Source organism: Jannaschia helgolandensis, assembly GCF_900109285.1.
GTDB classification, from domain to species: domain Bacteria; phylum Pseudomonadota; class Alphaproteobacteria; order Rhodobacterales; family Rhodobacteraceae; genus Jannaschia; species Jannaschia helgolandensis.
The window spans coordinates 294,218-315,908 of sequence record NZ_FNZQ01000001.1; the positions used below are offsets into that span (position 1 = coordinate 294,218).

A 21,691-nucleotide genomic window follows, 5' to 3' on the forward strand; every position below is an offset into this window, starting at 1 on the left:
CGGGACAGACGCGGTTAACCAGATTTTATGATTTGCTGACTAGGCTTCGAAAAAACCGAGGATTGGCAGGACGATCATGATGCCCGACCCTTTGTCAACAGGTCTGGACGGCTTGGCCGTTACAGGCGCAACCGGACGGATCGGGACCCTGTTGCGCGGCATTTGGTCGAATGGTGGGGCCGATGGCATTGCTTGGCTCGCGCGGTCGGACGAACCATTACCGGACATGCTGCGCGGACGGCGAACCCTGTTGGCGCTGGCCGGGGTGACCTGTGGGGATGCGGCGGCCATCGACAGTAACGTCACACTCGCCATCGGAGCGCTGGATGCTGCCCGTGACGAAAATCTGGATCGCGTTTTCCTGATGTCCTCCGCCGCGATCTATGGCCGCGCAACGGGCCGCCTGAGCGAAGATCGCGCGCCTACACCCATCAGTCCCTACGGCGCGGCAAAGGCCCGGATGGAGGCCGCTGCTGCCGAATGGACGGAATGCCATCCCGATGGCCCGCAAGTCACCTGTTTGCGGTTGGGAAATGTCGCCGGGGCGGATGCCTTGCTCGGCCAGCTGAATGGGTGCGCACCCAGCCTCGACGTCTTCGCAAACGGTCGCACCCCTTGTCGCAGCTATCTTGGCCCTGTCTCTCTGGCTGCGATCCTGTCACGGTTGTTCGCCTGTCCATCCCCTTTGCCTCCGGTATTGAACGTCTCGGCCCCGGACCCTGTCGACATGGCAGACCTGCTTCGTGCTGCAGATCGGCAATGGCTCGGTATACCGGCGGGCGTGGATGCCATAGCGAAAGTCTCGCTGGACGTGCGGGTATTGCGCAGGTTTGTGGATTTGCCCGAAGGTTGTGCAAGCCCGGAGCGTATCGTCGCCGAATGGCGCGGTCTGGCCGCATGACGCCCGGCAAACGTCTCTTCGATATCCTGTTTTCGCTGTATCTGATGGCGTTTCTCGCACCGGTTTTCGTGATGGTGACGTGGAATGTCTGGCGCAGACAGGGGCGTCCGATTTTCCACGGGTCGGAACGAATGAAGACCACGACCGAAAGCTTCGTTCTTTGGAAATATCGCACCATGCAGCCAGTGCCGTCCGATAGCGGCGTCACCGGCGGGGACAAGGCGGCACGGGTTACGGATTATGGCAAGGCCCTGCGGCAGCGGCGGCTGGATGAATTGCCGCAACTCTGGAACATCCTGCGTGGAGATATCAGTTTCGTCGGACCGCGCCCGCCCCTGCGCCGCTATGTCGAGATGTTTCCGGATCTGTATGCGCGGATCCTGGCCTCCCGTCCCGGTGTCACCGGTTTGGCCAGCCTGATCTTTGCCCCGCACGAGGATCGCCATCTGGCCCGCACGACCACGCCGACCCAGACCGAGGCCGTCTATATTGGCATTTGCATTCCCAGAAAGGCCAGACTCGACCTTTTGTATCACCGGCACCGCAGCTTCTGGCTGGACGTCAAATTGATCTCCTGGACGACGGCCAGGTTTTTTCCGGATCGTCTGCGCCCCCGGCGCAAGGGCAGGCCAGTCTGAGAGATCCTGGCCTGGCACAGTCGCTTCAGCCGCGATCGAACCGGGTCACCAGTTCGACATGCGGCGACCAGCGGAACTGGTCTACCACGGTGACCGGTCCCATCCGCCAACCGGCCCCCACCAATATCGCGGCATCCCGCGCGAACGTGCCCGGATTGCAGCTGACGAATGCGATCGTCGTCAGATCAGAGGCGGCAAGCTGCGCCACCTGAGCTTCGGCCCCGGCGCGAGGCGGGTCAATGACCGCCGCGTCGTAGCGCGACAATTCCTCTGACAGCAAAGGATTACGGAACAGATCACGCACCTGCGCGGTAACCGCCTTCAATCCGGTCGCGTGTCGTGCACCGTGGGCCAGTGCCTCGATCAGTGCACGGTCGCCCTCGATAGCATGGACCGGTGCCATTTTTGCAATCGGAAACGTGAATGTGCCGCAGCCCGCGAACAGGTCGACGACACTTTGCGCACCCGCAAGGCTTTCGTTCACGGCATTGACCAGTGCTGCTTCTCCCTCGGCTGTGGCCTGCAGGAAGGCCCCCGGCGGCAGCATCACGCGAGCCGCGCCCAACGTCACGACAGGAGGGGTCTGTTGCAGCGCCGTCTCGCCGTTCCAGGTGATCCGCGCGAAGGCCATGGCCAATGGCGCGAGGGCAAGCATGACATCGCGGTCAAACGGTTTCGCCTGCTCCACCGACAGGTCGATACCGGTGGCGGTCTGCGTGACGTGCAACGTAACCTCGCTCCCGCGCGTCGCGGCTAGCCGGGTAATCTGATCCAGCGCTGGCAGCGCGGCGATCAGATCGGGGTGCAGCAACCGACAGTCGGGCCCCTCGACGATGTCGGTGCCCCCCGCCACGTGAAACCCGACCTGTGCGCCCTTCTTGGTGCGCCGCCCCGACAGCGCAGCGCGGCGACGGCTGTTCGGCGGCGACGTCTTGACCCCGGTAATCCTGGCGTCGATCCCGACCCGTGCCAGTGTGTCGCGCACCAGCCCGGCTTTCCACCCTTCAACGAACGCGTCCGATGCGTGCTGAAGCGAACATCCTCCGCAGCGACGATAATGCGGACAGGGCGCGGCAACGCGATCGGTCGAGGGTGTGACGATTTTCGGGGCGATGATCCGGTCGCCGGTAACTTCACCCTCGATAACCTCGCCCGGCAGGGTGCGTGCGGCGAACACCGGGCCATCGGGACCGGACGCGATGCCGTCGCCATGATGGCCAAGGCGGGTGATGGAAAACGTCATGTCGGGTCTTTCGCGAAACGAAGCGGGGCACATCTGTCTCATGTCACTCCGCCGCAAGGTCCTCCACCCCGATGAAGCCACCGGACTGACGATCCCAATAGCGGGCATAAGTGCCTTTTGCAGCCAGCAACTCACTGTGGGTTCCGGCCTCGACGATTTGCCCGGCCTCCAGCACGACGATGCGATCCATGCGGGCGATGGTGGACAGGCGATGGGCAATGGCGATCACGGTCTTGTCCTCCATCACGCGGTCCAAGGCGGTCTGGATCGCAGCCTCGACTTCGCTGTCGAGTGCGCTGGTGGCTTCGTCCAGAACCAGAACCGGCGCGTCTTTCAGGATGGCACGGGCCAGGGCAATCCGCTGGCGCTGCCCTCCCGACAGTTTGACGCCGCGTTCGCCCAGATACGCATCGTACCCGGTGTTTCCTTTGTGATCGCGCAGGCCGGTAATGAACTCATGCGCCTCGGCCCGTCGCGCGGCGTCTTCGACCTCGGCCTGCGTCGCATCGGGGCGACCGTACAGAATGTTGTCGCGCGCAGTCCGGTTGAACATCGCCGTTTCCTGCGTGACCATCCCGATCTGCCGTCGCAGACTGTCTTGGGTAATGTCGCGGATGTCGCGCCCATCCAGCGTGATATGTCCGGATTCCGGGTCATAAAGCCGCAGCAACAAGGCCACGAGCGTCGACTTGCCTGCGCCCGATGCCCCGACCACGCCCAGCTTTTCGCCCCGCTCAAGCGTCAGAGTCAGGTCGACAAGTCCGCCACCCTCTCGTCCATAGCTGAAGGTTACGCCTTCGAATGCGATGCGCCCCTCCGCACGGTCAACCTCCAGCGCGGCGTCTCCGTCGCGCAGGGTCCAGCGCGGCGTCAGCGTATTCATCCCGTCCTCGATCTCGCCCACGTCGGCATACATCGACATAAGCGTGAAGCTGACCCAGCCTGTCATCTGTGCAATCCGGATGGCGATGGCCCCCGCCGCGCCGATGTCACCCGGCGTGGCGGTGCCCGACTGCCACAAAAGAACCGTTCCGCCGATCAGCAATACGGGCAGCAGACCCGCGATCGCCATCAGGGCGAAACGAAAGGCGGTCGAAACATGCCCGAACTCGACCGCGCGCAGCCGCAGGCGTTCCATCGCATCGAGCGCGGTGCGATCCTCGTGATCGCCATGGCCGAACAGTTTCACGGTTTTGATGTTGGTGATCGTATCCACCACCTGCCCGGTGACCATCGCACGCGCCGCCGCGCGGGCCTTGGACCGCCCGCGAATGCGCGGCATGAACCATCGGATCAGCGCGAAGTAGATACAGAGCCAGACCGTCAGAGCCAGCGCCACACGCCAGTCGATGGAAATCAGCAGGATCGCCGAACCGACCATCGACGCCAGCGCAAAGGCGATGACATTGATGAACTCGTTCGCCACCGATGTGACGGCGCGCGCCGTCTGCATCTGCTTGGTGGCGATGCGGCCAGCGAAATCGTTGTCGAAGAAGGTGACCGCCTGGCCCAGCGTCCAGCGGTGCAGACGCGACTGGACCAGAGGGTAGATATTCGGCGTGACGGCGATACCGTTCATCGCAGCCGAGCTGCCGAACAACAGCGGACGCAGGATGATGTAGAACGCCGCAAACCCTCCCAGCAATGCGGCGTTGCGGACGAAATAGCCCTCCGGCCCGCTCATGGTGCTGTCGATCACGGCACCGAGCAGGAATGCGGTGATGACCTCGGACACACCGGCAGCGGCGCTGATTGCAAAGGCCCATCCCATAACGCCCCAGGACCCCGACAGACCCCAGCGAATGAACGCGGCCAATGTTTGCGGTGGCGGACCATCGGCGTGCAGGAAAGGATCGAACAGACGGGACAGACGCTGAATGACAGTCATTCCGCGGCCTCTCGCGTGTCGATGAAACCGCCCGACTGGCGTGCCCAGAATTGCGAGTACAGCCCGTCGGCGGCCAGCAGCTTGTCGTGCGTACCCTCTTCTATGATGCGCCCGTCGTCGATCACCAGAATGCGGTCCATCGCGGCAATGGTCGACAGGCGGTGCGCGATGGCGATCACCGTCTTGCCTTCCATCATGCCATAGAGCGTGTCCTGAATCGCGGCCTCGACCTCGCTGTCGAGTGCGCTTGTCGCTTCGTCCAGGACCAGAACCGGCGCGTCTTTGAGGATTACGCGGGCCAGCGCGATCCGCTGCCGTTGCCCGCCGGACAGCTTCACGCCCCGTTCGCCGACATGCGCATCATAGCCCGATCGCCCCTCCGGATCGGCAAGATCGAGGATGAATTCATGCGCCTGTGCCTTACGGGCCGCCGCCTCGACCTGCGCGTCGGTCGCATTGGCGCGGCCATAGCGGATGTTGTCGGCAACCGACCGATGCAGAAGCGAGCTGTCCTGCTGCACCATGCCGATGGCGTGCCGCAGGCTGGATTGCGTGACATCGCGCAGGTCCTGGGCATCGATGGTGATCGTCCCGGCTTCGGGATCGTAGAACCGCAGCAGCAGCTTGACCAAGGTGGATTTGCCCGCGCCCGATCGCCCGATCAAGCCGACCTTTTCGCCCGGCCGGATGTGAACCGTCAGGTCGGTCACGCCGCCCTTGCCGCCGCCGTAATGATGCGTGACGCGGTCAAAACCAATGGCACCCTCCGTCAGAACCAGCGGCACGGCCCCCTGCGCGTCGCGCAAGTGGATCGGTTGGGCGATGGTTTCCATGCCCTCCTCGACGACGCCGAGGCTGCGGAAGAAAGAGGTCAACGCCCACATGATCCAGCCGGTCATCGCATTCAGACGCAGCACAAGCGCGGTGGCCGCCGCGATCACGCCGACCGAAGCCGTGCCCCCGACCCAGAGACTGATCCCCCAGCCGACGACGCCCACGATCAACAGACCGTTCAGCGTGACCAGTGACACGTCCATGATGGTGAAGATCCGCATTTCGCGCGCGAAGGTGGCGCGTGTCGTCTCGATGGCGGACTTGGCATAGGCCAGTTCCTCGCCTTCGTGTGCGAACAGCTTAACGGAATGGATGTTGGTATAGGCATCGACCACCCGGCCTGTCGTCATCGACCGCGCATCGCTGCTGGCCTTGGATGCGGGGCCGACACGCCGGACCGTCCAGCGCACCAGAACCGCATACAGCGCGAACCAGATCAGCAGCGGGATCACCAGCCGCGGGTCGGCGTCGAACAGCAAGATGCCCGCACCGATGAAATAGGCCAGAGCGAAAGCGATCGCGTCGAACACCTGAAACACCGCCTCGCCCGCAGCCGGGGGCGCCTGCATGATGCGGTTGGCGATGCGCCCGGCAAAGTCATTCTCGAACCAGCCGACCGACTGGCGCAGCACATGGTTGTGCGCCCGCCAGCGCATCAATGTGCCGTAATTCGGCAGGATCGCGTTATTCAGAAGCAGCGTGTTGAGCGTCTGCAACGCGGGCCGCAGAATCAGGATGAACAGTGCGACGGCAACCAGTTCCACGCCGTTGTCGCGGAAGTAGGTCGCGGGCGCGCTTTCCGTCAGGCTGTCGACCAGCCGCCCCATGTAGGCCAGCAGCCAGATTTCGACCACCGCGACCAGCACGGCAACCACGGCGGTCACGGCGAAGACCCGTTTGAAGGGGCGCGAATAATCCTTGAGGAACGGCCAGAGCCGGGCCGGAGGAGTGTCGGACTCCATATGCGGCGCATAGGGGTCGACCAGGGTTTCGAAGAAACGGAACATCGGATGGGCTTTCGGGGGTGCCCTAGCGAGTATAGCCCGTCACGCGAGGAAGACCATGAACCCCGAAGCGGCAAGCGCCAGAGCCATTACGGTTGTAAATACGCGCCAGGCCAGCGGAGTGCGGAGCAGATAGGCCAAGAGGGTTCCGGCGAATGTCCAGAACAGGCAGACGAACAGGTTGATCCCGCTGAACGCGCTGCCAATGCGCAGCGCCTCCTGCGCGGCGGGCAAGGTGCTGGCATAGCCCGATGCGGCTGCCAGCGCGATGATCCAGATCTTCGGGTTGACCCATTGGAACAGCACCGCTTCCACGAATGTGAAGGGTCGGTCGCGACCTTCGGTGGTCACGCCGCGCGACCGGAACAACTTCCACGCCATCCAGAAAATCCATGTCACGGCTGCGACCTGTAACGCCAGTTTCAGCACCGGGATCGCCAGCAGAAGCGCGCCGATACCCAAAGCGGTCAGTGCAGAAGTGATGCCCACGCCGATTGCCACGCCCAAAACGTGTGGAATGGTTCTGCCAAACCCAAAGCGCGCCCCCGATGCGGTCAGCAGGATGACGTTCGGGCCAGGCGTGAACAGGCCGAAAAAGACAAAAAGGTAAAGCGGGTCGATCAAGGCTTCGGATCTGCACGGGCCGCCGCAATCAGTTCAGCATGTGTCGCGCGCCCCCTGGTGGACCGCCACAGCGTGCGGGCCGCGTCCAACGCGCTGCCCAGCGCCGGGCCGGACAGGCCGGGCATAAGGTCGGATGCGGACAGCGGGAAGTCCGCCTTTGCTCCGTCCCGTGCCTCGGCCAGCAGCGCTGGATCAATGTCCTGGCCAAGCAGAGCGGCCTGCACGAACATGGCATCCTGCGCCAAACCCCGGCCATAGATGTCCCCCATGGCGAAGGGGGAGATATCGCTGCGCGCGGCGTCAGTCAGATTTTGCACCTCCCGCATCTCCTTTTTCGACAGACGCAGACCCGAGGTATCGCCGCCCAAAAGCGCCAGTCGCCGTGTCCAGTCGCCGGGCGAGGCCTCCAGATGGATCAGCACGGGAAGCGCGGTGGCATCGGCCCCCGGCAAAACCCGCTGCAGGATGCCGGTCTGCGCCATCGCAGCGAGGGCAGGTGCCGGGTCAGGTGCGCCCAGCAGCTTGCGAATTTCGAGGCCCACCCGCTCCCGGCTCAGCCGGGTCAATCCTTCGGCGTGATCGGCGCAGGCTGCCAACCCGTCTGCGTCCAGACCCAGAGCCGGGTCACCGTACCAGGCCGTAAAGCGGAAGAACCGCAGGATACGCAGATAATCTTCGGTGATGCGCGCCACCGGGTCGCCGATGAACCGGACATGACGCGCGCGCAGGTCGTCCAGACCACCCAAGGGGTCCACGATGACACCCGACGCATCGGCATAGAGCGCGTTCATCGTGAAATCGCGCCGCGCCGCATCCTCAGTCACATCATCGGAGAATGCGACCGTCGCATAGCGTCCGTCGGTATCGATATCGCGGCGGAACGTCGTAATCTCATACGGGGTGCCGTCCGAAATGACCGTGACCGTCCCGTGATCGATACCGGTCGGAACCACCTTGAACCCGTCCGCCTCGGCCACGTCCATCACCCGGTCTGGTGTGGCATTCGTTGCAAGGTCGATATCCGAGACAGGCACACCCAAAAGCGCATTTCGCACGCAGCCTCCCACTGCCAGTGCCCGATACCCTGCATCGTTCAGCGCAGTGAACACCGCCTGCGCACGCGAGGCCGTCAGCCAGTCATCGGTTATCCGCATTCGTTTCTTCCGCCCCCATCCGGTCTGCCAGCCCCCGCAGAATCCGGGCCGTCGCGCCCCAGATGTAATAAGGACCATAGGGCACGGCATAATACCTGCGCCACTCCCCTCGCCAGCGCCGTTGCTCGATGACGAAACTGGCGGGGTTCAGAACATGGGACGGAGGCACGGTAAAGACTTCGGCCACTTCCCCCGGTTCGGGTATCGGATCGAACGCCATGATCCGGGCCAGCACCGGCGTGACGGTGAAGCCGGTCACTGTCTCGTGGCTGGGCAGTCGGCCCAGAATGCGGGTGTGGCTTTCGGGCAGGCCGATCTCCTCGCTGGCTTCGCGCAACGCGGCCTGTTCGGGGGTCTCTCCCGCCTCCATCTTGCCGCCGGGAAAGGAAATCTGACCGGGGTGATGGCGCAGACTGGAGCTGCGCTTGGTGAGCATCAGGCGAAGCCCCTTGGGCGTTTCGACGAAGGGCACCAGAACGGCCGCGTCCCGCAGGATGCGACCGCCCGGCAGGATTACGTCCGGGTTCAGGTCAAAGTCCGACGACGCGCCGCCGTTGCGGGCCAGCGCGGCAATCAGGGCATCAGGCGTCATCGGCCGATTTCGTGGCCTCGAAGCCCAGCGTCTGCGGGTCGAATTCATAATGTGCGCCGCAGAACTGACAATCGGCAGTCACGCGCCCGTCGTCGGTCGTCATATGCGTGATGTCCTTGGCCGAATAGATCGAAAGCGATTGCCGAACCTTGTCGGCAGAACAACTGCATCCAAAGCGGATCGGCTGGCTTTCGAAAACGCGCGGACCTTCATCGTGAAACAGCCGCACCAACAGATCGGTGGGTGCGAGCGTTGGACCGATCAGCTCCAACTCATCGGTAGTGTCCAGCAGGATGTTTGCACGCGACCAGTTTTCGCCAGCGTCGTCATCCAGAATATCGGCAGCGGTCAACAGTCCGCCCTCGCCTGAACCGCCCTCGCCGGTGGCGAAGGGGCTGGCCTTGGGCATGTGTTGCAGCATTATGCCACCGGCCCGCCACGTCTCGGGCTGGCCCGGCGTGCTGGACCGGCCATAGGCCAGTGCGAACCGCGTGGGAATCTGTTCGGACTGCGCAAAATAGGTCTCGGCGCAGGCAGACAGCGACCCGCCCGACAGCGGAGTAATCCCCTGGTAGGGGGCCATATCGGGACCCTGATCGATCAGGATGGCGAAATATCCGCTGCCGACCAGATCAAATGGCCGGACGTTTGCCGCAGTCATCTCGTCCAGCCGATCGCGGTCGAAACTGGCGTAGGCGCGGATGCGGGCAGGCTGACCGTCATCGGTGGGGCCATAGTAATCGGTCGCCAGCAGGCGCGCCGGACCATCGCCACGCACCTGCAACGACAGCTTCCAGCGCAGCTTGATCGTCTGCCCGATCAGCGCGGTCAGCAGCGCCATTTCCGCCACAAGCGCCTCGATCGCGGGGGGGTAATCATGCTGCGCCAGCACATCCTCCAGCACACCGTCAAGACGGGCGATCCGCCCGCGGATGTCGGAAGAGTCGAGCTGGAACGGCAACACGGTGTCATCCCAGATATGGGTCGTCGCATCAGTCATGACGGAGGTCCTTCGATTGCCCAAACGGCTTTCACCGCGCGTCCGGGACTGGCATTGACAGGAACATATAGGCACAGCAACCGCAGGACCAACCCCATGATCCCACGCTTTGGCCGCGCACCCCGCCCCGGCACCGTCTATCGACATCGTCCGGGAGCCTATGCGGTGCTGATCCGCGACGGAAAGATGCTTCTGACGCGGCAGGTCACGGCGGACATCGACGAACTGCAACTGCCCGGTGGCGGGATCGATCCCGGCGAATCGCCCCTGCCCGCACTGATCCGCGAATTGCGGGAGGAGACAGGATATTCCGCCATCCTGACCCGTAAGCTGGGCGTGTTCCGCGATTTCACATGGATGAGCGACTATGGGTTTCATGCCGCAAAGCTGTGCCACCTCTATCTGGGTCGACCGGGATTGCGGCGGGGTCATCCAAGCGAGGCATGCCATTCCGCTGTCTGGATGCCATGGCGGGCGGCCATCGCGGGGCTGGCCAGCGATGGAAGTCGCCGCCTTCTGATGCATCGGCTTGGCTGACGGCTACCCCGCCGCCAAGCCACGTTTCGACGCCGAAGCGGTTTCGTAACGGAACAGCAGCATGGAAATGTCATCTTCGAAATCATTGATGCCCGAATGGTTGCGCAAGGCCGCTTCGATACTGTCGACCGCGGCTTCGGCCCCGTCGGGAATAGCCGACAACAGGTTCATCAGCCCCTCCTCCTCCAGCATGTCGCCCCAGGTATCGGCGCATTCTGTCAGACCATCCGAATAGGTCAGAAAAGCATCGCCTGGATTCAGCTGGACCGTGGTGCAGTCGAAGGCAAGACCAGGCAGAAGGCCGACGGGCGGACCGCCGTCACCGACCTGTTCGACCGTGCTGTCCGCGCGCCGGATCAACGGATGCGGATGGCCCGCCTGACAGAAGACGACCTGCCCCGTGACGGTATCGACATAGGCGAGGACGGCGGTGAAATAGATGTCTGATTCCATTTCCGACAGCATGAAACTGTTCAGACGCTCCATCACCACTTCGGGGTTGTAGACATCGCGCCCGTTGGACCGAAAGGCGATGTTTGCCCGCCGCGAGTTCCACGAGAACAAGGCCGCAAGCCGCCCCGTCAGAAGGGCCGACGCGACACCGTGCCCGGACACGTCGATGGAGTAGAGACCAATTCGCGTGTCCGAAATCGGAAAATAGCCGACAAGGTCGCCACCGATCTGCCCCGAGGTGACCAATCGCAGCGACAGGTCCGACCCTTGGAAGTGATGGTTTCGATCGGGAATGAATGCCATCTGCAGCTTTCGCGCTTCCGCCAGATCGCGGTCCATCGCGTCATGCAAAGTGGTCAGGTCGCGTAACGTCGTATGAACCTCGTGGTTTCGGTGCAGCAGCGCCTCCTGCATATCCAGGATGCGGCGACCCGTGTTGATGCGTGCCCGAAGTTCGGTCAGATCCAGCGGTCGCGTCACGAAATCGTCTGCCCCTGCCTCCAGCCCAATGGCCTTTTTCGAGCGATCCGTCTCGGAGGTCATCAAGATAAAATAGGCATAATCATCGCGGGCCAACTGTCTGAATGCGCGGCAGAAGTCGGGCCCATCCATGCCCGGCATCTGCCAATCGCTGAGAACCATTCCGATATCTGCCCCTTCATCGGTCATGCACAGGAACAACGCCTGGGCCGCGTCAGCGACCATAGTGACGTCCAGATCCATTCGGCACAGAACGCAGGCCAGCAACTGCCGCTGCGATTCGCTGTCGTCCACGATCAGCACTCGCAGTCTGTCCTGCGCTGGAGGCGGCATATCGGGTTCAGATCTGATCATCGGTCCGCGTCATCGTTCACATCCGGCAGATGTGCACCGCCAGCATTAACGCCAGGTGAAGAAAACAAATCGAAACAATCGGACTGTGGCAGTTAACATTATCTTATGACCTCGCTGCGATAGACGACCGCATGATCGACACTGAGCGCATTGCTGAATTGCAGGCCGAAATTGGCGCGGAAGACTTGTCTTGCATCGTCTCGGTCTACCTGGAGGAGGCGCGGGCAACTCTGGCACAGATCGCGGCGGGCCTGACGGAGGAAGATCACGCGCGTGCGATTCATTTTCTGCGCAGTGGCGCGCTCAATATCGGGCTGAGCGGCGTGGCGGATGTGGCGGGGAAAATGACTTGCCGTGCAGCGTCCAGCCGCGATGACTGTGCCGATCGCTTTCGCGATGTGCTGGACCACACGATGGCGGAGGTCACGGATAGTCTTGCGTAATCCATCCGACCGGAAGAAATGATCAGATCACGAGTTCGCCCAGAAGCGGGTCATCGGTCAGGTCGCGGGCCGCCATGCCCAGTTCCGCCATCCGCGTTTCCAGTTGCGCGAAGGCCTGTGGCTCGCGGCTCTCGATTCCAATCAGGACACTGCCGAAGTTGCGGGCAGATTTCTTGAGATATTCGAATCGCGCGATGTCGTCATCCGGCCCGAGAATATCCAGAAAATCCCGCAATGCTCCGGGGCGCTGCGGCATCCGCAGGACGTAGTATTTCTTCAGGCCGGCAAACCGCATTGCGCGTTCTTTCACATCCGGCAAACGCTCGAAATCGAAGTTGCCGCCGGTGGCGATGCATACGATGCGCCGCCCTTCGATCTCGGGTCCCAGGTCGCGCAGCGCGTCGATCGACAGCGCTCCCGCTGGCTCCAGCACGATGCCTTCTGTGTTCAGCATCTCCTGAATTGTAATGCAAAGTCTGTTTTCCGGGATACGCAGGACATGCTGTGGCGGCACCTGTCGCAAAATGTCAAAGGGGCGTACGCCGATCCGGGCGACGGCAGCCCCATCGACGAAACTGTCCAGCGTCGGCAAAGTGACCGGCTCACCGGCCGCAAGTGCCGCGGTCAGGCTGGCCCCGCCCGCAGGCTCTACATATCGTATGTCCGGCGTTGTTCCGATGGCCCGGAAATACGCCAGCATCCCCGCCGACAATCCGCCGCCGCCCACCGGCAATATGATCAGGTCGGGCGCATCGGGCATCTGGTCCAGCATTTCGACCGCGACGGAAGCCTGGCCTTCGATCACGTCGTTGTCGTCGAAGGGCGACAGGAAGTGCGCCCCCGACTCCGCGCAGAATGCCTGCGCTGCGGCCAGCGTGGCATCGAAGAAATCGCCGATCAGGCGGATTTCCACATGGTCGCCCCCGAACAGACGGGTCTTGTCGATTTTCTGGCCCGGCGTCGTGACCGGCATGAAAATCACTCCGTCAACGCCCAGATGGCGGCACATCCAGGCCACGCCCTGCGCGTGATTGCCCGCGCTGGCGCAGGCAACACGCCCGCCGCCCAACTTTCGCATCGCATTGAACGCGCCGCGCAGTTTGTAGGAGCGCACCGGCGTCAGATCTTCCCGCTTGAGCCAGATATCGGCCCCGAACCGATCCGACAGATATTCGTTTCTGGCCAGAGGCGTGGGCGGAAAAACGTCGCGCATGGCCAGAGTCGCTGCCTGCGCGCGGGATGCAAAATCAGTCAACCGGACGGCCTTCGACCAGATGACCGTACAGCGCCGTCAACGTACCAACCCCCAGGATCAGGCCGATCCAACCGATGACCAGTTGATAGATCACGGTGATGATCCCCGGCCCGGCATCCGCCGTCGCATCGGCCCCACCCCCATCGATCAGCGCGGGCAGTTGCAGCATCAGGGTGAAACCGACTGTCAAAATCGCCAACACCAGCACCGTGCCCACATGATTTCGGGTCACCTCCAGCGATTGGCTCAGGGTTATCGGCTGGCCGATGGCTCCGGCGGGCAGGACCAGCGCTAGGCGGTAGAACAGGATCATGCCGATGAACAAACCGCCCGTTCCCGCCAACATCCCGGCCAAGGGCGGGGCCAGCATTCCGACGACAAGGTTTATAACGAGCGACGTCAGAAAGATTCCCAGCAGCATGATCACACCGACAAGCAACGATCGTCCCAGATAGCCCAGCATCTCCGGGCCGCGAAACGCCGGCATCCATCCGTCGAAGGTTTCGGACAACAACACATAGCGATGCCAGTTCACGGCAATCCAGATCGTCGCGGTCATATTGGCCAAAAGCACGAGCATCTGACCACCAAGGAACCCCGCGGGTGGCATGTTGTCCGGGTCGAAACCTGTCGCGCCGATCCATTCGGGGTAGCTGACCGAAAGCCAGACGGTGACAGCCACGACCAGCAGATAGGGAACCGCCGACAGCCGCAACGCATCGCCAAGGTTGTCGATAATCAACATCACCGCGCGTAGAAACAATTTCCAGCCGAGCATCCGGACCTCCCTCGTCGTTCGGAGCAAGGCCTATGCCTGCGGGCCCGCTGGCGTCAATGTCGTCTGTTCGCCGCGTTGCCTTCACCCTGCGTGCCTTGCAGGTGCCCGGCGATTGTCCTACGCCGTCGGCGACATATCGGAGACACCCATGGACGCCCCCAAGAAAGTCGTGCTTGCCTATTCGGGCGGACTGGACACCTCGATCATCCTGAAATGGCTGCAAACGGAATATGGCTGCGACGTCGTAACCTTCACTGCCGACCTGGGTCAGGGCGAGGAGTTGGAGCCAGCCCGCGCCAAAGCCAAAATGATGGGCGCTTCGGCCATTCACATCGAAGATCTGCGCGAGGAATTCGTCCGCGATTTCGTCTTCCCGATGTTCCGGGCCAACGCGCTGTACGAGGGGCTGTATCTGCTGGGCACATCCATCGCGCGGCCCCTGATCTCCAAACGGCTGGTGGAGATCGCCGCCGATGAAGGCGCCGATGCCGTGGCCCATGGTGCGACGGGCAAGGGCAACGATCAGGTCCGGTTCGAGTTGGCGGCCTATGCTCTCAACCCGGACATCAAGGTCATCGCGCCGTGGCGTCTGTGGGACCTGTCGTCGCGCACGAAGCTGATCGATTTCGCCGAAAAGCATCAGATCCCGATCGCCAAGGACAAGCGCGGCGAAGCCCCGTTCAGCGTTGATGCGAACCTTCTGCACACCTCGTCCGAGGGCAAGGTTCTGGAAAACCCCGGCGAAGAGGCCCCCGATTACGTGCTTCAGCGGACGACGCGCCCAGAAGACGCACCCGACGAAGCGCAGATGGTCGAAGTCACGTTTGAACGCGGCGATGCCGTCGCCATAGACGGCGAGGCGATGTCCCCCGCGACAATCCTGACCAAACTGAACGAGTTGGGTGGCAAGCACGGGATCGGTATTCTGGATCTGGTGGAAAACCGTTTCGTCGGCATGAAATCCCGTGGTATCTACGAGACGCCGGGCGGCACGCTGCTTCTGGAAGCGCATCGCGGTATCGAACAGATCACACTGGATGCCGGTGCGGGTCACTTGAAGGACAGCATCATGCCGCGCTATGCGGAGCTGATCTACAACGGCTTCTGGTTCTCGCCCGAGCGGGAGATGATGCAGGCGCTGATCGACAAATCGCAGGAACATGTATCGGGCACAGTCCGCCTGAAGCTCTACAAGGGCAGCGCCCGCACCGTCGCCCGCTGGTCCGATCACAGCCTCTATTCCGAGGCGCATGTCACCTTCGAAGATGACGCCGGGGCCTATGATCAACGCGACGCCAAGGGGTTCATCCACCTGAATGCGCTGCGCCTGAAATTGGTGGCCAACCGCAACAAACGCGTCGCGAAGTGAACCTTGGACGCATCGCGCTGACCTTCGCCATCGGCGTATCCGGCGTGATCGTATTCAGGGCAGCGGGTCTTCCGCTGCCCTTTTTGCTGGGCCCCATGCTGGCCTGTCTGGTCGCCGCGCTGGCGGGCCTGAAACTGTCCAGTTGGTCACCTCTGACGAACGCGATGCGGACGATCCTGGGTGTCGCGGTCGGCGCATCCTTCACGCCCGCGGTCATCGTCCAGATGGGAGACATGCTTGTGTCGCTGGCCCTGGTTCCGCTGTTCCTGCTGGTTTGTGGCGTTCTGGGCTATCCGTTCCTGCGCCGGGTCGCCGGATTCGATGCCCCGACCGCATTCTATTCGGCTATGCCCGGCGGCTTGCAGGATATGCTGCTGTTCGGCGAGGAGGCGGGCGGCGACCCCCGTGCCATGTCGCTGTTACATGCTACCCGCGTCCTGCTGATCGTGACGATCCTGCCGCTGCTCCTGTGGCTGGCATGGGGTATAGACCTGACCTTGCCCCCCGGCGCGCCCGCCTCCTCTCTGCCATGGCCCGAAATGGCGATCATGGTGGTCTCCGGTATCGCCGGTTGGCAGGTCGCCAGCCGGATCGGAATGTTCGGCGCATCGATTCTGGGGCCATTGATCCTGACGGCGGCGTTGGCCCTGACAGGCGTGATCGAGCACCGCCCCCCGGCCGAAGCGATCATGGCGGCACAGTTTTTCATCGGTCTCGCCGTCGGAGTGAAATATACCGGTATCACGCTGACCGAGGTTCGCCGAATCCTGGGGGCAGGCCTGGGCCATGCGGCCATTCTAGGGGGCGTGGCCTTCGTCTTCGCCGAAGCCGCTCTTATCATGGGCCTGGCCCCGCCTCTGGATGCGATCCTGGCCTTCGCGCCCGGCGGACAGGCAGAAATGGCCGTTCTCGCCATCGTTGCCGGGGCGGATGTTGCCTATGTCATCCTGCACCATGTTCTGCGTATCGTAATCGTAATCGTCGGCGCGCCGCTGATCTTCCGCTTCCTGCGCTGACCGACCATCCTGCGCCATCGGGTTCCGTCAGACGTGATGAGGGCCATGACGCATTGCCCTGCCATTCGAGGAGGAGAGGTCGATTTAATCAATCCAGACCTTTTCCATGTCGCCGCCTTCTGACATGCCGCGCAGGATGGAATATGCCGCCCCAAAAGCAACCGTCGCTGTGATCGGCGCGGGTCCGGCAGGCCTGATGGCGGCCGAAGCGGCGGCTCGGGCGGGATGCAGCGTCGCAATCTATGACCAGATGCCCAGCCCGGCGCGCAAGTTCCTGATGGCAGGCAAATCCGGCCTGAACATCACGCGGGCCGATGATCAATTCGCCGACGTCTACGCCTGCCCCCCGCTGAACCCGATGATCGCGGCACTCGGGCCGTTGCAAGTTCGCGACTGGATGGACGGCTTGGGGCAGGCCTCTTTCGTCGGCTCGACCGGGCGGGTTTTTCCCGATGTCATGAAGGCATCGCCCCTGTTGCGGGCCTGGCTTGCGCGTCTGGATGAGTTAGGCGTTACCCTGCACCGTCGCGCGCGCTGGACGGGGTGGGACGGCGCGGCGCTGACCTTCTCGGACGGGACGACGGCTTTGCCGGATGCCACGGTCCTTGCGCTTGGCGGCGCATCGTGGCGCAGGCTGGGATCGGACGGCGAATGGGCCGCGTTGCTGGACGACGTTGCTCCTTTCGCCCCGTCGAACGTCGGCTTCCGCGTCGACTGGTCATCGCACATGGACCGCCATTTCGGCGCGGCGGTGAAAAACTCAGGACTGATCGTCGACGGCAAAACACATCGAGGAGAAATCACTATCTCTGCAAAGGGGCTTGAGGGGGGTGGCCTGTATCCCCTGACCCCCGCCCTGCGCGACGGCGCGCAGCTGGCGCTTGACCTGAAGCCGGACATGACGCCTGCGCAGGTCCGCGACCGGCTGGAACCGCCGGGCAAGGACAGCCTGCCGAACCGCCTACGAAAGGCGCTGCGTCTGACGCCGGTGCAGATCGCTTTGTTGCACGAATTCGGAAGGCCGTTGCCCGCCGATCTCTCCCCGTTGATCAAGCATCTGCCCGTGCCCCTGCGCGGCCCTCGCCCGCTGGACGAGGCAATTTCCACTGCGGGCGGCCTGCGCTGGTCGGCGATGGATGACGCGCTGATGATCGAAGCCCGTCCCGGCACATTCGCGGCAGGCGAGATGCTGGATTGGGAAGCCCCGACCGGCGGCTATCTTCTGACCGCCTGCCTCGCGACCGGGCACTGGGCCGGGCGGCATGCGGCGAATTTCGCCAAATCTCAGCGGTAGCGTGCCATCCAGCCCAGCGTCGCGTCGGTGTCGCTGTCGGGCTTGTATTCTGCCCCCAAAGGCATTTCCCATCCCAGCCGCGCGATTTCGGCGAAGACGTGATCGTAAGACAGTTCCCCCGCATCCGGTGCACCCCGCTCGGGCACGCTGGCAAACTGGATGTGGCCGATCACCGGCAGGCAATCGCGCAACTGCCGCGTCAGGTCGCCGCCCATGATTTGCAGGTGGTAGCAGTCGAACATCAGTTTGACGCCCGCCCGATCCACCCGTTCGATCACGTCGCGCGCCTGCGCCGATGTCGTCAGGAAGTATCCGGGGGCATCGTGATGGTTCAACGGCTCGATCAGGATCGTCATTTCGGGCGCATGATCGCAGGCGAAGCGCAAATTTTCGACAAAGGTGGCATCGGCTTGCAGTCCTTCTGCAAAGCCAGCCATGACATGCACGGCCCCTGATCCGATCGCGCGGGCATAGGCGATTGCCTGCTGGATTGCGGCCTGCGCCTCGGCCTCGTGGCCCGGCAGGGCGGACAGCCCGTTCCCCTCGCCCCTGATCGTGTTAACGCCCAGCGCCGTCAGACCCGTCTCGTCCAGCGCCGCGCGAACGTCTTCGGCTGGCGTGTCATAAGGCCAGTGGAATTCAACCGCGACAAAACCCGCCGCATGGGCCGCGCGGATGGCGTCGGGCAACGGACGATCCGTCCACAGAAAGCCGAGGTTAGCTGAAAACTTCATCCATCCCACTCCACATCGAATTTGGTCACGACGTCACGAACCTGCGCATCGGTCAGCCCGCGCGGGTTCAGGCCGCGCGTCATCAGCGCCAGTTGCGCCGTGGCCTCCAATTCCTCGATGGCGTTGCAGGCGGCTTCGACGTCCCTGCCCGCCACGACGGGTCCGTGGTTTGCCAACATGACGGCGGTGCGTTTGCCCGCCAGTCCCCGCACCGCCTGCCCCATTGCCGGATCGCCCGGCAGGAAGAACGGCAGCAGCGTCACGCGACCCAGTTGCATGACCGCATAGGGCGTCAGCGGTGGCAGGAAATCTTCGCCAGGTTCGTGCAACATAGACAGCGCGACGGAATGGCAGGAATGCAGGTGGACGACCGCGCCGGTCGTGCCACGTGTATCGTAAAACGCAGAATGCAAAGGCATTTCCTTGGTCGGACGGTCACCGCTCAAATGGCTGCCATTTGCATCGAACCGCGCCAGCCGTCCGGGGTCCAGCCGCCCGAAGCTGGTCCCGGTGGGCGACACCAGCATCCCGCCGTCCTCGGTCCGGGCCGAGATATTGCCGGTCGATCCATGCGTCAGCCCCCGATCGAACAGGGATTTCGCCAAGACGCACATCTGTTCGCGCAGGCGCGCCTCTGAGCTCACGGAAGCTTCACGCCGGCCTGCGCGGCATAGACCTTGGCGATGGCGGCATCATCCTCGCGCCCCAATCCCATTTCGACTGCCTTGCGATACCCGCCCAACGCGGCCTGAACCATCGGCAGGTCGATGGCGGCATCTGTCGCGATTTCGTTGATGATGCCCAGATCCTTGATCCAGATCTCGACGGCGGAATGCGGTGTGTAATCGCCGTCGCGGATATGCGGACCCCGATTTTCCAGCATCCACGATGTGCCGCCGCATTGCGGAAGGACTTCCATGAACCGCGCGGGGTCAATGCCCTGGGTGATGCCGAAGACCATCGCCTCGGCCATGGTGGCAATATGGGTGCCTGCCAGAACCTGATGCACGGCCTTCATCGCGGAGCCTGCGCCGACCTCCTCGCCCATCCTGAAGACGGTGCGAGCCATGGCATCCAAAGCCGGCTGCGCGGTATCGAAAGCGGCGTTCGGGCCGCTGGCCATGATGCTCAGATCGCCCTGTGCAGCACGGGCCGCGCCACCGGATATGGGCGCGTCGAGGTAGAGGACTTCCCTGGCCTTGCAACGGCTTGCCATGTCGCGCGCGAATGCGGGTGACACCGTGGCGCAGGCCACGACGACGGCACCGGCCCGCAAGCTTGGCAGGATTGCATCGATGACGCTTTCGGTCTGCGCGGCGTTAAGGACAACGATAACAGCGATATCAAGTTCCCCGGTCTCAAGGTCTGCCGCGCCATCCAGGACAACGCCGCGCGGGTCATGCCCAACCGTCGGCAGCCCCGCCTTTACGAGCGATTGCGCCATGCCGAGCCCCATGGATCCGAGACCCCAAATTCCAATGTTAGTCATGCGTCATTGCCCTCCTGAATGCAGGCCGAGCCCGCATTGTTTTCATATGCCTGTGCAGTATTTCATGCACGTCAAACCCGCGGCCCAACGCCCAGCTACAGCAATGCGCCAACAGGATATCGGGCACCACTGGGTCGTCCCCCATCAGAAACGGACGATCTCCGAGAAGATCTGCCATCACATTGGAGTATTGTAAAAATTGCCATTTCAGACTGGGCTTGACGGCCTCGACCCGATGTTGCTCCGGCAGGACGAAACTGTGCTTGGCAAAATCCCAGAGCACCGCGTCGAACGTCTCGTTTATGGTGTTGGTAAACCCGTCCTGTCGACCGCGGGCATAGGTTCCGGCGGGGTGCGTGAAGCCGCCGTGCTTGTCGGACAGATAAGTCATCTGTGCGACGGAATCGTAGATCATGCCCTCGGAGGTTTCCAGAACCGGAACCTTACCCAGCGGTGAAACGGCTCGCACCTCGGGAGAGCGCGGATCGGCCTGGATCAGAGTATAGGGAAGCTCAAGCTCCTCCAGTATCCAGAGCGTTCGCATCGTCCGGGTCCGGATATTTCCATAGAGTTTGTACATTCTGGGATAACTCCAACCCGATCTTTTCGCATTCTGAGATAACGCTCAGCTGCGCACCATCATCGCCAGCCGGATCAACGCCCGTTCCATCACCGCCATCTGAGGGGCGCGGGACGCGGAACGCAAGGTCAGGTCGGTCTCCATCAGAAGTGCCAGCGCCTGTTCGGACCTGGCACTGCCCCAGGATCGCGCCTGACGTTGCAACGTATCGCGGTTCGGGCCCCAGGCCTGCGCCGTGCCGTTCGCCAGCCCATGCAACTGTTGAAAGTGGCGTGTCGCGAAGATCGCCAGCGTCACCGGCGCGACCCCCTGTCCCGTCAGGCGTTGCATCAGCGGCCCGATCGCCCCGGCATCGCCATCCCCTGCGGCAAGAATAACCTCGTCCATTTCGGCGTCGATGGTGGCAGGGGCCATCAGGGTGATGACTTCTGGCGTCACAGGCTCCGTCCCGCAGTAAAGAGAGATCTTGGTCAGTGTCTGGCGGAAGTCGCCGGGATCGAGGGCGGCGGCCAGCGCGTCGATGTCGCGGCGCGCCTCGGATGAAAGCGTCAGGCCTTCCGCAGCAAGGGCGGCGTCAATCTCTTCCTGGCCCATCGGATCGTCGTAGAGGCCGACAGCAACCGCACTGGGGTGGGATTCAAATGCCTTACGCAGCTTCGATGTCTTCTTGAGAGCGCCCGCCGTTACCACCAGCGCCGCGTCCCCCTTCGACCAGCCGTCAAGCGCGGCAAGGATCGGACCGGCCTGCAGTTCGGTGGCACCGTCGACGAATACGACGCGGATGCCGGGGAACATGCCGACCGCCTTCAACCCGTCCAGAACCGAGGTCGGGTCGGATTTCGCCTCGCCTCCGGTCATCCGCGTCAGGCGCATCTCCTCCTCGGCCCCCGGTCCTGTCAGGTTTGCGATCAATTCCTGACGTTTGAGCGCGACCCGCATGGCATCGCCACCATAGATCAGTGCTCCGGCCGTGCCCGGGTCGGGCTTGGCAAAGAACCTGATCGCGGCGGGCCCCCGCAGGTTCATGGCTG

Annotated in this window: 22 protein-coding genes; 7 read left to right on the forward strand and 15 right to left on the reverse strand. The window is 63.1% G+C overall.

Features of this window, described 5'->3' with window-relative positions; translation table 11 throughout:
• The first annotated feature begins 79 nt into the window (after positions 1-79).
• Both BMY38_RS01370 and BMY38_RS01375 read left to right on the forward strand, forming a co-directional pair.
• Positions 80-901, forward strand: a complete 822-nt coding sequence (locus tag BMY38_RS01370) for an NAD-dependent epimerase/dehydratase family protein (RefSeq protein WP_175495733.1) — start codon at positions 80-82, stop codon at positions 899-901.
• Positions 880-1,539 carry a sugar transferase gene (locus tag BMY38_RS01375; protein WP_342707727.1) on the forward strand — a complete coding sequence of 220 codons (660 nt, stop codon included), beginning with the start codon at positions 880-882 and terminating at the stop codon, positions 1,537-1,539. Before BMY38_RS01370 ends, BMY38_RS01375 begins: the two co-directional genes overlap by 22 nt.
• Positions 1,540-1,564: 25 nt before the next feature.
• Here the strand turns inward: BMY38_RS01375 and BMY38_RS01380 are convergent, their stop codons facing one another.
• Genes BMY38_RS01380 through hslO form a run of 7 tightly spaced genes read right to left on the reverse strand, consistent with a single transcriptional unit; the run spans position 1,565 to position 9,878 of the window.
• A complete protein-coding gene (locus tag BMY38_RS01380) occupies positions 1,565-2,782 on the reverse strand; it encodes a class I SAM-dependent RNA methyltransferase (RefSeq protein WP_092759065.1) in 1,218 nt (405 codons plus the stop codon).
• A 43-nt stretch (positions 2,783-2,825) separates the two neighbouring features.
• Entirely contained in the window at positions 2,826-4,670 is a 1,845-nt protein-coding gene (locus BMY38_RS01385; protein WP_092759067.1) for an ABC transporter ATP-binding protein, read from the reverse strand.
• A complete protein-coding gene (locus BMY38_RS01390; protein WP_092759069.1) occupies positions 4,667-6,511 on the reverse strand; it encodes an ABC transporter ATP-binding protein in 1,845 nt (614 codons plus the stop codon). The genes BMY38_RS01385 and BMY38_RS01390 overlap by 4 nt, the downstream gene beginning before the upstream one ends.
• Before the next feature lie 39 nt (positions 6,512-6,550).
• Positions 6,551-7,132, reverse strand: a complete 582-nt coding sequence (locus tag BMY38_RS01395; protein ID WP_092759071.1) for a LysE family translocator — start codon at positions 7,130-7,132, stop codon at positions 6,551-6,553.
• Entirely contained in the window at positions 7,129-8,286 is a 1,158-nt protein-coding gene (locus BMY38_RS01400; protein ID WP_092759073.1) for a CCA tRNA nucleotidyltransferase, read from the reverse strand. The genes BMY38_RS01395 and BMY38_RS01400 overlap by 4 nt, the downstream gene beginning before the upstream one ends.
• Positions 8,270-8,878 carry an NUDIX hydrolase gene (locus BMY38_RS01405; RefSeq protein WP_092759075.1) on the reverse strand — a complete coding sequence of 203 codons (609 nt, stop codon included), beginning with the start codon at positions 8,876-8,878 and terminating at the stop codon, positions 8,270-8,272. The genes BMY38_RS01400 and BMY38_RS01405 overlap by 17 nt, the downstream gene beginning before the upstream one ends.
• Positions 8,868-9,878, reverse strand: coding sequence for an Hsp33 family molecular chaperone HslO (hslO, locus tag BMY38_RS01410; RefSeq protein ID WP_092759077.1), 1,011 nt, complete (start codon positions 9,876-9,878; stop codon positions 8,868-8,870). Before hslO ends, BMY38_RS01405 begins: the two co-directional genes overlap by 11 nt.
• A gap of 96 nt (positions 9,879-9,974) precedes the next feature.
• Here hslO and BMY38_RS01415 point away from each other — a divergent pair, with 96 nt between their 5' ends.
• On the forward strand, positions 9,975-10,415 hold the full coding sequence (locus BMY38_RS01415; protein WP_092759079.1) for an NUDIX domain-containing protein: 441 nt from the start codon (positions 9,975-9,977) through the stop codon (positions 10,413-10,415).
• Positions 10,416-10,418: 3 nt separating this feature from the next.
• Here BMY38_RS01415 and BMY38_RS01420 read toward each other — a convergent pair whose 3' ends face one another.
• On the reverse strand, positions 10,419-11,702 hold the full coding sequence (locus tag BMY38_RS01420; RefSeq protein ID WP_092759081.1) for a PP2C family protein-serine/threonine phosphatase: 1,284 nt from the start codon (positions 11,700-11,702) through the stop codon (positions 10,419-10,421).
• Between the two features lie 131 nt (positions 11,703-11,833).
• On the opposite strand from BMY38_RS01420, the gene BMY38_RS01425 reads away from it, so the two are divergent.
• A complete protein-coding gene (locus BMY38_RS01425; protein ID WP_092759083.1) occupies positions 11,834-12,145 on the forward strand; it encodes an Hpt domain-containing protein in 312 nt (103 codons plus the stop codon).
• A gap of 22 nt (positions 12,146-12,167) precedes the next feature.
• Here BMY38_RS01425 and ilvA read toward each other — a convergent pair whose 3' ends face one another.
• A complete protein-coding gene (gene ilvA, locus BMY38_RS01430; protein ID WP_092759085.1) occupies positions 12,168-13,400 on the reverse strand; it encodes a threonine ammonia-lyase IlvA in 1,233 nt (410 codons plus the stop codon).
• Positions 13,393-14,178 (reverse strand): hypothetical protein, encoded by a 786-nt coding sequence (locus BMY38_RS01435; protein WP_092759087.1) that lies wholly within the window; start codon positions 14,176-14,178, stop codon positions 13,393-13,395. Before BMY38_RS01435 ends, ilvA begins: the two co-directional genes overlap by 8 nt.
• A 148-nt stretch (positions 14,179-14,326) precedes the next feature.
• Between BMY38_RS01435 and BMY38_RS01440 the strand changes: the two genes are divergently transcribed.
• From BMY38_RS01440 to BMY38_RS01450, 3 genes are all read left to right on the forward strand, one after another.
• Entirely contained in the window at positions 14,327-15,547 is a 1,221-nt protein-coding gene (locus BMY38_RS01440; protein ID WP_092759089.1) for an argininosuccinate synthase, read from the forward strand.
• A complete protein-coding gene (locus tag BMY38_RS01445) occupies positions 15,544-16,563 on the forward strand; it encodes an AbrB family protein (protein ID WP_245737466.1) in 1,020 nt (339 codons plus the stop codon). Before BMY38_RS01440 ends, BMY38_RS01445 begins: the two co-directional genes overlap by 4 nt.
• Before the next feature lie 106 nt (positions 16,564-16,669).
• A complete protein-coding gene (locus BMY38_RS01450; RefSeq protein ID WP_424338051.1) occupies positions 16,670-17,857 on the forward strand; it encodes a TIGR03862 family flavoprotein in 1,188 nt (395 codons plus the stop codon).
• Here the strand turns inward: BMY38_RS01450 and BMY38_RS01455 are convergent.
• From BMY38_RS01455 to holA, 5 genes are read right to left on the reverse strand one after another with little or no spacing between them, the layout of a single operon-like run.
• The gene (locus tag BMY38_RS01455) at positions 17,848-18,591 is read right to left on the reverse strand and encodes a hydroxypyruvate isomerase family protein (protein ID WP_092759091.1); all 744 of its coding nucleotides are present in this window, start codon (positions 18,589-18,591) and stop codon (positions 17,848-17,850) included. The genes BMY38_RS01450 and BMY38_RS01455 overlap by 10 nt on opposite strands.
• Positions 18,588-19,235: a 3-oxo-tetronate 4-phosphate decarboxylase gene (gene otnC, locus BMY38_RS01460; protein WP_092759093.1), complete on the reverse strand. Its 648-nt coding sequence runs from the start codon at positions 19,233-19,235 to the stop codon at positions 18,588-18,590. Before otnC ends, BMY38_RS01455 begins: the two co-directional genes overlap by 4 nt.
• A complete protein-coding gene (locus tag BMY38_RS01465; protein WP_092759095.1) occupies positions 19,232-20,080 on the reverse strand; it encodes an NAD(P)-dependent oxidoreductase in 849 nt (282 codons plus the stop codon). Before BMY38_RS01465 ends, otnC begins: the two co-directional genes overlap by 4 nt.
• Positions 20,073-20,660 carry a glutathione S-transferase family protein gene (locus tag BMY38_RS01470; protein ID WP_092759097.1) on the reverse strand — a complete coding sequence of 196 codons (588 nt, stop codon included), beginning with the start codon at positions 20,658-20,660 and terminating at the stop codon, positions 20,073-20,075. The genes BMY38_RS01465 and BMY38_RS01470 overlap by 8 nt, the downstream gene beginning before the upstream one ends.
• Positions 20,661-20,705: 45 nt before the next feature.
• Complete coding sequence (gene holA, locus BMY38_RS01475) at positions 20,706-21,686, reverse strand: DNA polymerase III subunit delta (RefSeq protein WP_092759099.1); 981 nt, start codon at positions 21,684-21,686, stop codon at positions 20,706-20,708.
• Between the last annotated feature and the right edge of the window lie 5 nt (positions 21,687-21,691).